Origin of the sequence: Georgenia sp. SUBG003 (assembly GCF_000715355.2) — a bacterium.
Classification (GTDB): domain Bacteria; phylum Actinomycetota; class Actinomycetes; order Actinomycetales; family Actinomycetaceae; genus Georgenia.
Window position 1 is genome coordinate 1,626,960 of sequence record NZ_CP180204.1, and the last position, 13,306, is coordinate 1,640,265.

The following is a 13,306-nucleotide window of genomic DNA, read 5'->3' on the forward strand; positions in this document are numbered from 1 at the left end:
TGCGACGACTCGCCCTGCGAAGCCTGATGGCGCACAAGCTGCGCCTCGCCCTGTCCGGGCTGGCCGTCGTGCTCGGCGTCGCGTTCGTCGCCGGCACCCTCGTCTTCACCGACACCCTGAGCCGGACCTTCACCGCCCTCTTCGAGAGCACCACCGCAGACGTCAACGTGACCGCGGCCAGCGCCTTCGACAGCCAGGGCCCCGGCATGGCGTCCACCGTCCTGCTGCCGGAGTCGCTCGTCGCCGAGGCCGAGACCGTCGACGGCGTCGCCGCCGTCGCCGGTTACGTCCAGTCCGAGGGCGTCTACGTCGTCGGCCCGGACGGCAAGGTCGTCGCCACCGGCGGGGCTCCCGGCGTGGGGGTCGGCTGGGACGACGACGAGATGCTCGGCATGACCCTCGCCGAGGGCCGGGCACCCCGGGCCGACGACGAGGTGGTGCTCGACGAGACGACCGCCGAGAAGACCGGCTACGGCGTCGGGGACCGCGTCGACGTCCTCACCCCCGGCCCGCGCGTCGAGGCGACCGTCGTCGGCGTCCTCCGCTTCGGCGAGAGCGGCGGGCTCGCCGGCGCGTCCCTGACCGCCTTCGAGCACACCACCGCGCAGGAGCTGCTCGCCCGGCCCGGCACGGTGCACGGGCTGTCCGTCGAGGCCGCCGACGGCGTGGACGACGCCGTCCTGGCCGAGCGGATCGAGGAGGCCCTCGGCGCGGGCTACGACGTCACCACCCGCACGGAGGAGGTGGACGCGCAGAAGGAACTTCTCGAGGGGCAGCTGAGCTTCATCAACATCTTCCTCATGGTCTTCGCCGGTGTCGCCCTGTTCGTGGGCAGCTTCATCATCCTCAACACGTTCGCGATACTCGTGGCGCAGCGCACCCGGGAGCTGGCCCTGCTGCGGGCGCTGGGCGCGGGCCGCGGACAGGTGACCCGCGTGGTCCTCGCCGAGGCGCTCGTGCTCGGCCTCGTCGGGTCCACCGTCGGGCTGTTCGCCGGGCTCGGCATCGCCGCCGGCCTGCGGGCCGCCTTCGGCACCTTCGGCCTGACCCTCGACGGCGGCCTGGTGGTGGAGCGAGACGGTCGTCGCCTCCTACGTGATCGGCGTCCTCGTCACCCTCGCCGCCGCGTACCGGCCGGCCCGCCGCGCCGCGAAGGTGCCACCGTCACGACCCCGGCCGCCGCCCCCCGACTCGCCCTCGTCCCCCAACGTCACCCGCAACCTCGCGCTCGGCCTTGTCCTGGGTCTCATGCTCGGCGTCGGCGTAGCCATTCTCCGCGAGATGCTCGACACCAAGGTCCGCAACGAGAAGGACATCAACGCCGTGACGGACAGCTCCGTCATCGGGACCGTGGGCTTCGATCCCTCGGGGATCGAGCATCCCGTGTTCATGTACGACGACCCGACCGGCCAGCGCGCCGAGGCCGTTCGCCGGCTGCGCACCAATCTCCAGTTCGTGGATCTGGCCGACCGGCCCGGCTCGATCGTCGTCACCTCCTCCGTGCCGGGCGAGGGCAAGTCGACGACGGCGATCAACCTGGCCGTCGCGCTCGCTGACTCCGGCGCGCGGGTCGTCCTCGTCGACGCGGACCTCCGAAGGCCGTCGATCGCCGACTACATGGGCCTCGAGGGCCGTGTCGGCCTGACGACGGTGCTCATCGGCCGCGCCGAGGTTGCCGACGTGGTCCAGCCCTGGCGCGACACCTCCCTCGATGTCCTGCCGTCCGGGCAGATCCCGCCCAACCCGAGCGAACTCCTCGGATCCCGGGCAATGGCGACGCTGCTCGGCACGCTCACCCAGTCCTACGACATGGTCCTCATCGACAGCCCGCCGCTGCTGCCTGTCACCGACGCGGCGGTCCTGAGCAAGCTGGCCGGCGGCGCGCTGGTCGTCGCGGGCGCCGACCGGATCCACAAGGCGCAGCTACGAGAATCGCTCGACAATCTCGAGAACGTCGACGCGCGGGTGCTCGGCATCGTGCTCAACAAGGTGGAGCAGAAAGGGCGCGACGGCTACGAGTACACGTACGAGTCGTACTCCGCGGTCGACGGCACCGCACAGGCGTCGCAGCCCGCCACGCGCCGCATGGCCACCGGCTCGCGCGGCGCGACCTGGCCGGGCAAGCCGCTGGCGGCCCACAGCCGCAGGCCGTAAGGCCACAGCCGAGCCAGTCAGTCCCTGGAGGGCGCCAGAAAAATCTGCGAGCACAGCAACTCGGCGCTGTGCTGAACGCAGGAGACTCCTAGGTGGGACCACCGGGCGTCGACAATGTTGTTGCGGTGGCCGGGTGACGACATCCACGCGTCAACAACGTCGTGGGCCGGGGCGTCGCTGTCGACGAGGTTCTCCGCGGCGGAGTCTGCTTCGCACGCCACGAGCACTGGTTTGAGCGGCGCGTGCTCCAGTTCACGGTCCACCAGGGCTTCAGCACGCCCGAGGGCTGCCGACTCTGCGCACTCGGAGATCTTGAGTGGCTCCAGCCCCTCAGTGCCGCGGGCCTCATTCGTCAGCTCTACCAGTTCCTCGGCGTAGGTAGCCGGCGCGGATATCCCCTCCGACGCCTCCGACACGGTGTCTGACGCTTCAGGCGGCGTTACCGGCCGATCCGCGCTGGGAGCGCACGCACAGGTCCCGAAGAGGAGTACCGCCAGTACGACCGATCCCTGGTGGACGAGCTTCACCGCTGCCCTTCCCATCGTGGAACATGGAACAAGGCCCCCGCGAGAGTCTCTCGCGGGGGGCCTCGTCAGTGCGGCACATGTGCCGCGTGTTGTCCTAAGCCTGCTGGCGGCGCGCGAAGACGAGAACGCCCGCACCGGCGGCCAGAAGGGCTGCAGCGCCAATCACCAGCGGAGTGCTGGAGCTACCAGTGTCGGGAAGTTGCCCATCGGCAGCGGCGTCGCCGTCATCACCACCAGGCACCGTGCCGTCGGTGGGGTCGTCAGTCGGTGCCGGGGCCGGGTCGCCCTCGCCGACGACGACATCAGCCTCGAGCACGACGTCGCCAGCCGCGTTTGTGCCCGTCACCTCGTAGACGGCATCCTCGTTGAGCGTCACCGCGAAGGTGGCAGCACCGGCGGTGGTGGACTTCTCCAGGTACTGCTCACCGGCGATCTCGATGGCGGAGTTCGGCACGTTCGCCGAGGCGATCCGCAGGCCGAACAGCGCGTTCTCGTTGGGACCCTCGAGAGTGATGTCGAACGGCACGCCCTGCGCAACAGATGCGGGAGGCCCGACGACGACGTCGTAGTCGTCGTCCTCCGGGCCGCCCGGGTACGCCAACGCAGCCGTCGGCGCGAGGACGAGGGCCGCAGCGGCCGCGGCGGTGCTAAGCACACGTCGGTTCATGGTGGAGTTCCCCCAGGTAAGTCAGTGCAGTACTGCTGTCGTCCGAAACGTTATCAATCAACCTCCATATACGGAAGTCGAGGCCGAAAACTGGCCGATGGACGGCCCTGGCGTTATCCGCGCCAGTGGCGCTCCGGGATGGTTCGGACCTGTCTCTATCTCGAAGCGAAGTGTGGTCACCTGGCCGGGCTCGAGTACGACCTCGTGGGTGCCCACCATCAGCCCGTCATGGAAGAGCGGCACGTAGGCGGCGCTGGGGTCATCAGCCGAGGCGCTGACGATTCTTCCGCCGGCCGGCGCGTATACGTGGATGTCGGATCGGATGGATCCCACCGGCACGAAGTTGCCGCCGCCTGTCAGAAGAGGCGGCATGGTCTCCACTCCTTCGGGGACACGCGAAGAGACGGTGACAGTCACCGAGAGACGCTGGGAACCGTCCAGACGAACGTCCTTGGACGTCACCTGGGCGTCGACGTGCTCGTAATAGGCGATCTTGGCGCCGCTACGGTCGTGTACATAGATCCCCACTAGCGGAGAATCACCCACCTCCCCGCGGAGCTCGCCGCTCAGGGTGGTGCCATTGATCAGCGCTTGCTCCTCGGGAACGGCAGACCACAGCATGAGCCGGCCCTGGTCCGCCGCCGTGTCCAGGGCGCCCATCAGGGCAGGCGGGTCGACGGGACCTGACAGGAACGCACCGAAGATCTGCTCGGCGGCCGCGGCGAAGAACGCGTCCTGCGCCTGCGCGTCGCCGACCTCCAGGTACACCTGGTTCAGCAACAACTGCGCCGCGTTGTCGGCGGTCAGCTCATGCCCGGTCGGTAGCGTCACCGGCCCTGTCGCACCGAGGAGAATCCCGAGTGCCACAGGGTCAACAGAGAGCACACCGTCGACCTCGTTACTCGTCTCTCGACGCCAGGCCTCGCGCGCCAGCTGGGCGGTCCGAGGAAAGTCGGGAGTGGAGGTGACGTTCCCGGGGTATCGACCCAGCTGCGTTCCGTAGAGCCCTCGTTCGGCTCGCGAAAGCTCGAGGATCGGCTCAGGAAAACCTCCCATGGAGGCGGCCGTCCGTTGGTCGACCATGCTGACTGTGCCGTGGTCTGCGGTGAGTAGGACGTAGGTGCCGGGCAGCCCCCCGGTCGCTCGTGGCTCCGAGTTGTTCTGCACCAGCAGGACGTAGTCTCTCGGCCCCTCGGCACCCATCATCGGCGGAATCAGCCGCACTGCTCGCGATGCCGTCGCAGTCAGTGCCGCGATGCTGTCCACCTGGTCGGCGAACTGGCGGACCGGAGCGCGCAGCTGCTCGATCAGTCCGGCCGTCTCCACCGTTCGGAGCGTGCTTCTCGCCGAACGCACAGCCTCGTCAGCGGCCACTACGTCGGGCGCCGCCTCGCGGAACGGCTCAAGATCAATCCGTCCGTCGACCGGAGTGAGCCTCGCGGGGGAAAGAACGTCCGCCGCGGTGACAAGCCGGCCAAGCGCCTCAGTGGACAGATCGTCCACGACCACGCTGACTGTCCGGACTGCGCGAACATCGTCGCCGATCATCGGGAGCTTCCCGGCGAGTTCCCAGTGGGGGCCGCTCAGAGCTTCGCGCGCCGCAGCCGTGTTCCCGCGCAAGCCTGCCGCGGTGGACGCGGCCGCCTCACGCTCACCTGCCAGCACCTGGTCCTGGAGCGTGCTGACGTTGTCAGCGGCGGCACGCAGTTCCACGTAGGCCGTTCGCGCATCCCACAGTGCGACCAGCGCGAGAAGCATCGCGGCGAGCGCGGCACCACCAAGAGTTCCGACCAGTGCGTACACCCAGCCGTGGAGCCGCTGTCTCCGCGCCCGTCGCGCACGGCCACGTGGCGAAGCGTGGGAGGGACGGTGGGTCACGAGCGTCCGTTCTCCGTCATGAGCCACGATCCTATGCGTACGGCCATGCTCGGCTTTTGTACCGTCACGGAGTCGCGTAATGCGGCAGATGCCCCGCCTGCGCGAGATCGGCGAGCTTCGCCGCCCCGGTGTCGCGAGGTGACCGGACGATCCTCAGAGGAAGGCCTGCACTGTCGTGCGTCGGCCATGGAACTGCTAGTGCCGGGTCGAGAGCGTCGAGTGCGGTCTCCTCCACCGACCCGGACGGGCGCGAGCACGCGAACAGGAGGGTCGAGTCGTCCTGCAACGACACGAGAGCGTGAGCGACGCCGGGCGGCACGAACACGGTCCGGCTCCGCTGGTCGTCCAGCATGACGGCGTCCCAGCGGCCGAACGTGGGGGGAGCCCGACCGGACGTCCAGCACCACGTCCCACACGCGACCTCTGACGCACGTGACGTACTTGCTCTGCCCGGCCTCTCCGTCGGAGAAGTGGAAGCCTCGCAGGACTCCCGCTCTGGAGACGAGGCCGTGGAGCTGCGTGACACCGAACTCCGGCGCGGGGAACCTCTCACCGAGCAGCCCGATCTCGAAGAAGCTACCGCGTGAGTCACTCCGGACGGACGGGACACCCTCCCAACTTCCTGCTACCCGCAGTTCGTTGAAGTTCACCATTCCCCCATTCCGGGCCTACGAGGCCGCCAACTAGTGACCGGGTCGACACCCGGTCAGCCCGGCGTGTTACTCCTTGGTTTCGATACCATGTTGTCTGGAACGGACGCGTGCGCGACGCGCGGCTCACCGCCACAAGCGACCCGGGGGGAGACATAGTGCCTGTGCATGCCGTGCCCATGCATACCGCAACACGGCGGCTGGTCATGATCCTGTGGGACTGCGCGAGCTGGCTCGTCGCGACAGCCCTGATCGTGGGCACCCGTTACGAGTTCTACCTCACAGACCCGCAGTGGACGTCGATCTTCCTGTACGCCGCGATCGCTTGCGCCCTGCAGGTCGTCAGCGGCACCGCCCTCAAGTTGTACAGAGGTCGTTACCGTGTGGGCGCCTTCGACGAGGCCATCGGCCTCGCGGCGTCCACGTTGTGGGTGGCGGTCCTCCTGGGGCTCGGAATGCTCGTCGTCCGCGGCTTCGAAGCCTTCCCGCGCGGTCTTGCCCTCCTGGTGCCGCCGATGGCGCTGCTGTTCATGGCCGCCGGACGGTGGCTGTACCGAGCATGGAACGTCCGCTCTCGTCAGGAATCAAGCGACGCCGAGAACGCACTGATCTACGGGGCCGGCGACGCCGGCTACCAGCTGCTGCGCCTCATCAAGGTCGACTCGTCGTCGCCCTACCGTGTCGTCGGCCTCATCGACGACGACAAGAGGAAGCGGAACCTCACCCTCCTCGGGGTGCCCGTGCTCGGTGGTCGCAAGAAGTTGGTCAAGGTCGCGCACGAGCACGACGTCACGACGGTCATCCTCGCCATTTCGTCGGCAAGCACGGCAACGGTGCGAGAGATCGCCGACCTCGTCGAGCAGGGCGGCATGCGGTTCCTCCTGCTGCCGCCGGTGGCGCAGATCCTCGGCGGCAGGATCCGGCTCAGCGACGTCCGTGAGCTCGACATCGCAGATATTCTTGGTCGTCGGCAGGTCGAGACTGACATCGAGTCGATCGCGGACTATCTGACGGGCAAGCGCGTGCTGGTCACGGGCGCCGGCGGTTCGATCGGCTCGGAGCTGGCACGCCAGGTGCACAAGTTCGGACCGTCTGAGCTCATCCTGCTCGACCGCGACGAGTCCGCCCTGCACGGGGTGCAGCTGTCGATCTACGGCAAGGGCCTCCTCGACACGCCTGACATGGTGCTCGCGGATATCCGGGACCGAAACGCCCTGCGGCCGATCTTCGAGCGCCACCGGCCCGAGGTTGTCTTCCACGCCGCTGCGCTCAAGCACCTCCCCCATGCTCGAGCAGTACCCGGAGGAGGGCTGGAAGACGAACGTGCTCGGCACGCTGAACGTCCTCGAGCTTGCGGCTGAGTTCGGCGTCCGGCAGTTCGTCAACATCTCGACGGACAAGGCAGCGAATCCCACGAGCGTCCTCGGCAAGACAAAGCGGCTTGCAGAAGAGCTGACCGCCTGGCACGGCAGGAACGCTGACGGCACATACCTCTCCGTGCGCTTCGGAAACGTCCTCGGCTCCCGCGGCTCGATGCTGCACACCTTCCGCCAGCAGATCGACATGGGCGGGCCGATCACGGTCACTCACCCCGAGATCACACGTTACTTCATGACCATCCCGGAGGCCTCCGAACTGGTGATTCAGGCCGCCGCCATTGGGCGAGACGCTGAAGTCCTCGTGCTCGACATGGGGGAACCCGTCAAGATCCTGGATGTCGCCAAGCGACTCATCACCCACTCCGGCAAGGACATCGAGATCGTCTTCACAGGTCTCCGGCCCAACGAGAAGATGCATGAAGAGCTGTTCAGTGTGGACGAGGGGGGCGCCCGCCCCTTCCACCCGCTCATCTCGCACGTGACTGTTCCGCCCGTCTCTCCCGAGTCGCTCAAGGACCTCCACGAGCAAGGGCCCGCTTTCGGCACGGGTGTGCTGTCGTACGTCACGCGGGAGCGGGCGTGAGCGCGATGGACCTTCTCGTCGTCGGTGTCGCCGCTCTGATAGTCACCTGCGCTGCCGTTCCACTCGTACGACGGGTGATGCTCGGACGAGGCGTCCTCGATGTGCCGAACCACCGTTCGTCGCACAACACACCCGTGCCTCGCGGCGGCGGGATCGCGTGCGCCGCAGGTGTCGTTGGCGCATGCGTCGTCGCGGCCTTAATCGGCGTAACCGTGCCTGCCTCCGCCGTGACGGCAGCGGCAGCACTCGCAGTCGTCGGGCTACTCGACGACAAGTTTCATCTGCCTGCGGTGCCCCGACTAGGACTTCAGGTCATCGTCGGTGCGGTCGTCGGTGCCGCTCTCGGCGGCACACTGTGGTGCTTTGTCGGTGCGGTTCTCATGCCTCTAGTGGTCAACGTCGTCAACTTCATGGACGGCATCAACGGCATCACAGCTCTGACGCTGTTCACCTGGGGCTGCACGACGGCTCTCGCGGGCGTGCTCTACGGCGCGGAGGCGTTGGGCGTTCTCGGAGCCCTGACGGCTGGCGCAGCCCTCGGCTTTCTGCCTTATAACGCGCCGCGGGCGAGGATCTTTCTGGGCGACGTCGGCAGCTACCTCTTCGGTGCACTCGCCGCTACTGGACTCATGCTTGGCGCGCGCGCCGAGGTCTCACCTGCCCTCGTGGTCGCGCCGCTGACGATCTATGGCATCGACGTGATCATCACCCTTGTGCGTCGCGCGATTCGTGGTGCTCCTTTGATGGAGGCCCATCGCGAGCACATCTACCAGCGCCTTGTCCGCGAATCGAGGCTTCCGCACGTGGCCGTCTCCCTCCACTCGGTCCTCGTGTCCCTCGCGATAGTGCTCGGCTGGAGCACCGGCGTTATGTGGATCGCGGCCTGCGTGACGCTGATTGCGGGTGGTATTTACATACTGGCTCCTCGATTCATGAAGCGCCTCGCCACCGGGGACTCGGACCGGACCGACTCTGAGTCTCGACGCCATGTGGGAGTAGGAGCATGAAAACACACGTCGGAATGGTGAGTCAGTGGTACGACCCCGAACGTGGGTCCGCCGCCCTGCCGGGAATCATCTCGAGGAGTCTGCACCAGCGCGGTCATAAGGTCGACGTCGTCACGGGGGTTCCGAATTATCCAACCGGTTCCGTCTACTCCGGCTACTCGGTCAGGCCATACAGACGTGAAAACATCCAAAATGTCACGGTGCATCGGGCGCCCCTCTACCCGAGCCACGATTCCAACCCGATCAAGCGGGCCACCAACTATCTGAGTTTCGCTGTGGCAGCTTCCGCGGTGGCCACTGCTGCCCTGCGCGACGTTGACTCGGTGCTTGTACACTCGACCCCCGCCACCGCTGCGCTTCCCGCGCTCGCGCTGAAGGCGCTGAGACGCAAGCCCTTCGTCGTCCACATCCAAGATCTTTGGCCGCAGACGGTCGTCTCGAGCGGGTTTCTCGACGAGTCACGGGCCGGCTGGGTCGAGCGCACCCTTCACCGCTACTGCGACACCGTCTACCGCCACGCGCACACTGTCGCGGTGACTTCCCCGGGCATGGCGGAACTGGTCGCCCGCAGAGGCGTCGACGAGAAGAAGATCGCCTTCGTCCCGAACTGGGCCGACGAACGAGCCTTCCGACCCGTCGAACGCGATGTCGAGCTGGCGAGAAGACTCGGGATCTCAAGATCCCTCACAGTCATGTACGCGGGCAACTTCGGAGAGTTCCAAGCGCTCGACACGCTCATCGACGCCGCGACGATTCTTCGAGACCGGTCAGACATCGGCTTTGCGCTGATCGGTGGCGGCGTCGAAGAGGCCCGACTTCGGAAAGTGGTCGAAGACCGCGGCCTTGAAAACGTCGTCTTCGTCGGGCAGCAGCCGTTCGATCGAATGGCCGCAGTACTCGCCCTTGGCGACATCCAGCTCGTCAGCCTGCAAGACCTTCCCCTGTTCCGAACGACGTTGCCAAGCAAACTGCAGGCCACCTTGGCCGCGGGCAGGCCGGTCCTCGGAGCGGTGACCGGAGACGCCGCGGAGGTCATCCGCGGTTCAGCTGCTGGTGTCGTCGTCACGCCGGGGTCCGCCGTAGAGATGGCTGAGGCGATTGTGAACCTCAGCAACCTCGCGCCCATCGAGCGGCAGTCGCTCGGTGCTGCCGGCAGGGCACACTACCTCGAGCGATACAGCGAGGAAGTTGCTGCCGATCGCCTCAGCGACCTCCTCGAGCGTGCAGCTAGGAGTACAGCATGAGCAATCCCGAACGCGTCGTCGTCCTTGGTGCATCAGGGTTCGTCGGCTCAGCTACCTGCCTTGCGCTTGAGCGACTAGGGATGAAGGTGTTACGCCTCAGTGCGCCTCGATTGCCTGGTACAACGCTCGACGCTGCAGCGGACTGCGTGGTGTCTGAGTCGCAGGTGGTCGAGAGGCTTGCGGAGCAGTTCCGCGGCGCTCGTGCCGTCGTGAATGCGGCTGGCAATCCGGACGCATCGTCCCGCGACCTTCCGGCCCTCGTCGCCGCCAACGCTGCTCTTCCGGGCTTGGTTGCGTCTGCCGTGGTGTCCGCTGGCGTAGCCAGGTTCGTGCATATCAGCAGTGCTGTCGTTCAGGGAAGGCGCCCTGTCCTCGACGAGACTGACCGATATGACACGTTCTCTGACTACGCGCGCTCCAAGGCGCTTGGCGAGGAACTCGCGGTGCGTTTCGGCGACGGAGCCACCGTTGTCTACCGCCCGCCGAGCGTTCACGGACCCGACCGCAGGGTCACGAAGCTGACAGCTCGGATCGCAGCGTCGCCCGTGGGCACGGTCGCGCGCCCTGGATCCGCTCCGAGCCCCCAGGCGCACATCGCGAACGTCGCGGAAGCCGTGGCATACCTAGCAACGACAGCGCAGGTACCTCCATCGGTCGTGATTCATCCGTGGGAAGGGCTGACCACGGCCGACGTTCTGGAACTGCTCGGCCGGCGCAGGCCTGTGGAGCTCCCGCGCCCGATTGCTCGCCTCTCCGTTCGCGGGCTCGAACTCCTCGGTCGCATGCTCCCTTCCGTGGCAGCGAATGCTCGCCGGATCGAAATGCTGTGGTTCGGCCAGCGGCAAGCACGCAGTTGGTTGACGGACTCTGGATGGTCACCGCCGGCGGGCCGAGAAGCCTGGACAGAACTCGGCGACTTTGTACTACGCAGTAGCAGTAGATCAGCAGAAACAACGAGAAGGAGCAAGAACGGATGACTTCCGTACAGGGCGCAACAGTGGCCATCACGGGCGGTACGGGCTCGTTCGGCTCCACGATGGTGCGGGACTTACTGCGCAAGGACGTAGGCAAGGTCCACGTGTTCAGTCGAGACGAAGCGAAGCAAGACTCGATGCGCCGCGCTATCGACGACGATCGCGTTCGCTACTTCCTTGGCGACGTCCGCGACGCCGACAGCGTCGAACGCGCGTTGGTGGGCGCCGATTTCGTCTTTCACGCAGCGGCGCTGAAGCAAGTGCCATCGTGTGAATTCTTTCCGGAACAGGCCGTGAAGACGAACGTGCGAGGCAGTTACAACGTGATCGACGCTGCCGCGAAGCTAGGCGTGAGGTCAGTAGTCTGCCTGAGCACTGACAAAGCTGTCTATCCCGTCAACGCCATGGGGATGTCGAAGGCCCTCATGGAGAAGACCGCGCAGGCATTCGCTCGAAACAATCCCGGTTCGGGCACGACCGTCTCCATCACCCGGTACGGCAACGTGATGTACTCCCGAGGCTCAGTTATTCCCATGTTCGTAAAACAACTGGAGTCGGGACAGCCCCTGACCTTAACCGAACCCCACATGACCCGCTTCCTTATGTCTCTAGACCAATCTGTGGACCTCGTCTACCACGCATTTCTGAACGCCGCCCCTGGCGATCTTTTCGTGCGAAAGGCTCCTGCTAGCACGGTTCACACACTTGCCCTCGCTGTAGCTTCGCTACTGGGATACGACGAGCCAGAGGTGCGGGTAATCGGGGTCCGGCACGGCGAAAAGATGCACGAAACCCTTCTCAGCCGCGAAGAGATGGTCACCGCAGAGGACCAGGGCGGGTACTTCCGCGTCCCGCTCGATGCGCGGTCCATGCAGTACGAGCTCTACTTCGACGAGGGTGACACGAAGACCGCACGCCTGGACGATTACACGTCGGAGAACGCCGAACGCCTTACCGTCGAGCAGACAAGAGAACTTCTGCTAACTCTGCCTGAATTCGAGGCTCTCAAGGTGGGAGCCGCTTGATGCGGGTCTTGGTAACCGGGGCCGACGGCTTCCTGGGCTGGCACACCAGGTCACGCCTCAAGGCTCTAACCGATCATGCAGTAGTCCCCGTTGGGCGGTCGCAGTGGCCCCGCCTGCGGGAGTTGGCCCGCTCCGCTGATGCTGTCATCCATATTGCGGGAATCAACAGGCGCCCGACCATGACCTCGAGAACGGTAACCTCCAACTTGCTCGAGACCTTGCAGACGCCATCCGCCATTCCGAATCACTTCGCACGATTGTCTATGCCAACTCCACACAGTCCTTAAACGACTCCCCCTACGGACGCGGAAAGGCGAAGGCGGCCGATCTCTTACGCGACACCGCACATTCCGTCGGAGCCTCATTTTTGGACGTCATTCTGCCGAATTTATTCGGCGAGCACGGGCGATCTGACTACAACTCCTTCGTCGCGACGTTCGTGCATCGGGTAATCTCGGAACAATCCCCGACTGTCCAGGATAAACCCATCACCCTCCTACATGCCCAGGACGCCGCACAAGCGCTGATCGACGGACTCACGGCCTCTTTCGGCGCCGAACAGTTGGCGCCTACTAGCACCGCAACGACAGTCGGCGAAGTGCTCCGAACACTTAAATACCAATTCGGACAGTATCGAAGCGGCGACATACCGGCATTGGCGAGCAATCTTGAAGTACGACTATTCAATACCCTACGTGCGGCCATGTTTCAGACCTATCCCCCGGTGCCCCTTCATCGTCACGTGGATTCCCGAGGCAGCCTAGTCGAAACGGTCAGGGCCCACGGAAGCGAAGGCCAGACCTTCTTTTCCAGCACCAGACCAGGAGTGACACGTGGTCAGCACTTCCACCTCCGGAAGATCGAACGCTTTGTCGTCGTCGGCGGTCAGGCCCGCATCTCACTGAGACGCGTCCTCACCGACGAGACCATTACGTTCGACGTCGATGGCGACGAACCGTGCATCATCGACATGCCCACGCTCTGGGCTCACAACATTACCAACACAGGGTCGTCAGAACTCGCCACAATTTTCTGGACGAACGAACTCTTCGACCCTACAGACCCTGACACGTACCGAGAGGAAGTATGATGGGTGGACGATTGAAGGTCCTGACCGTAGTTGGGACACGACCAGAGATTATTCGATTGTCTCGCATCATCGCACGACTCGAAGAGACGACCGAGCACGTCCTGGTGCACACAGGTCAGAATTATGAT

12 protein-coding genes and 2 pseudogenes are annotated in these 13,306 nt (G+C 65.6%); 9 read left to right on the top strand and 5 right to left on the bottom strand.

From position 1 onward, the window contains the following. Positions 1 to 26 precede the first annotated feature (26 nt). Both DA06_RS07980 and DA06_RS07985 read left to right on the top strand, forming a co-directional pair. The gene (locus tag DA06_RS07980; RefSeq protein ID WP_418607346.1) at positions 27 to 1,556 is read left to right on the top strand and encodes an ABC transporter permease; all 1,530 of its coding nucleotides are present in this window, start codon (positions 27 to 29) and stop codon (positions 1,554 to 1,556) included. Further along, positions 1,456 to 2,154 (top strand): tyrosine-protein kinase family protein, encoded by a 699-nt coding sequence (locus DA06_RS07985; RefSeq protein ID WP_418607348.1) that lies wholly within the window; start codon positions 1,456 to 1,458, stop codon positions 2,152 to 2,154. The genes DA06_RS07980 and DA06_RS07985 overlap by 101 nt, the downstream gene beginning before the upstream one ends. 17 nt (positions 2,155 to 2,171) lie before the next feature. Here DA06_RS07985 and DA06_RS07990 read toward each other — a convergent pair whose 3' ends face one another. The 5 genes and pseudogenes from DA06_RS07990 to DA06_RS08010 form a co-directional block, all read right to left on the bottom strand. Further along, entirely contained in the window at positions 2,172 to 2,681 is a 510-nt protein-coding gene (locus tag DA06_RS07990; RefSeq protein ID WP_418607350.1) for a CAP domain-containing protein, read from the bottom strand. 94 nt (positions 2,682 to 2,775) lie between these two features. Further along, on the bottom strand, positions 2,776 to 3,348 hold the full coding sequence (locus tag DA06_RS07995) for an LAETG motif-containing sortase-dependent surface protein (protein ID WP_418607352.1): 573 nt from the start codon (positions 3,346 to 3,348) through the stop codon (positions 2,776 to 2,778). Positions 3,349 to 3,405: 57 nt separating this feature from the next. Beyond that, the gene (locus tag DA06_RS08000) at positions 3,406 to 5,151 is read right to left on the bottom strand and encodes a DUF4012 domain-containing protein (RefSeq protein WP_418607354.1); all 1,746 of its coding nucleotides are present in this window, start codon (positions 5,149 to 5,151) and stop codon (positions 3,406 to 3,408) included. 139 nt (positions 5,152 to 5,290) lie between these two features. Continuing rightward, positions 5,291 to 5,584 (bottom strand): annotated as a pseudogene (locus DA06_RS08005) (dTDP-4-dehydrorhamnose 3,5-epimerase family protein); the annotation flags it as partial. A gap of 25 nt (positions 5,585 to 5,609) precedes the next feature. Then, positions 5,610 to 5,879: pseudogene (locus DA06_RS08010) on the bottom strand (dTDP-4-dehydrorhamnose 3,5-epimerase family protein); the annotation flags it as partial. A 176-nt stretch (positions 5,880 to 6,055) separates the two neighbouring features. Here DA06_RS08010 and DA06_RS08015 point away from each other — a divergent pair. The 7 genes from DA06_RS08015 (at position 6,056) to DA06_RS08045 (ending at position 13,178) form a co-directional block, all read left to right on the top strand. Next, the gene (locus DA06_RS08015; protein WP_418607356.1) at positions 6,056 to 7,237 is read left to right on the top strand and encodes a polysaccharide biosynthesis protein; all 1,182 of its coding nucleotides are present in this window, start codon (positions 6,056 to 6,058) and stop codon (positions 7,235 to 7,237) included. Next, entirely contained in the window at positions 7,161 to 7,838 is a 678-nt protein-coding gene (locus tag DA06_RS08020; protein ID WP_418607358.1) for a polysaccharide biosynthesis protein, read from the top strand. Before DA06_RS08015 ends, DA06_RS08020 begins: the two co-directional genes overlap by 77 nt. Positions 7,839 to 7,843: 5 nt before the next feature. Next, complete coding sequence (locus tag DA06_RS08025) at positions 7,844 to 8,845, top strand: MraY family glycosyltransferase (protein WP_418607923.1); 1,002 nt, start codon at positions 7,844 to 7,846, stop codon at positions 8,843 to 8,845. Next, a complete protein-coding gene (locus DA06_RS08030) occupies positions 8,842 to 10,089 on the top strand; it encodes a glycosyltransferase family 4 protein (protein WP_418607360.1) in 1,248 nt (415 codons plus the stop codon). The genes DA06_RS08025 and DA06_RS08030 overlap by 4 nt, the downstream gene beginning before the upstream one ends. After that, positions 10,086 to 11,066, top strand: coding sequence for an NAD-dependent epimerase/dehydratase family protein (locus tag DA06_RS08035; protein WP_418607362.1), 981 nt, complete (start codon positions 10,086 to 10,088; stop codon positions 11,064 to 11,066). Before DA06_RS08030 ends, DA06_RS08035 begins: the two co-directional genes overlap by 4 nt. Beyond that, entirely contained in the window at positions 11,063 to 12,088 is a 1,026-nt protein-coding gene (locus tag DA06_RS08040) for a polysaccharide biosynthesis protein (RefSeq protein ID WP_043498928.1), read from the top strand. Before DA06_RS08035 ends, DA06_RS08040 begins: the two co-directional genes overlap by 4 nt. 256 nt (positions 12,089 to 12,344) lie before the next feature. Then, positions 12,345 to 13,178, top strand: a complete 834-nt coding sequence (locus DA06_RS08045) for an NAD-dependent epimerase/dehydratase family protein (RefSeq protein WP_418607925.1) — start codon at positions 12,345 to 12,347, stop codon at positions 13,176 to 13,178. The last annotated feature ends 128 nt before the right edge of the window (positions 13,179 to 13,306 follow it).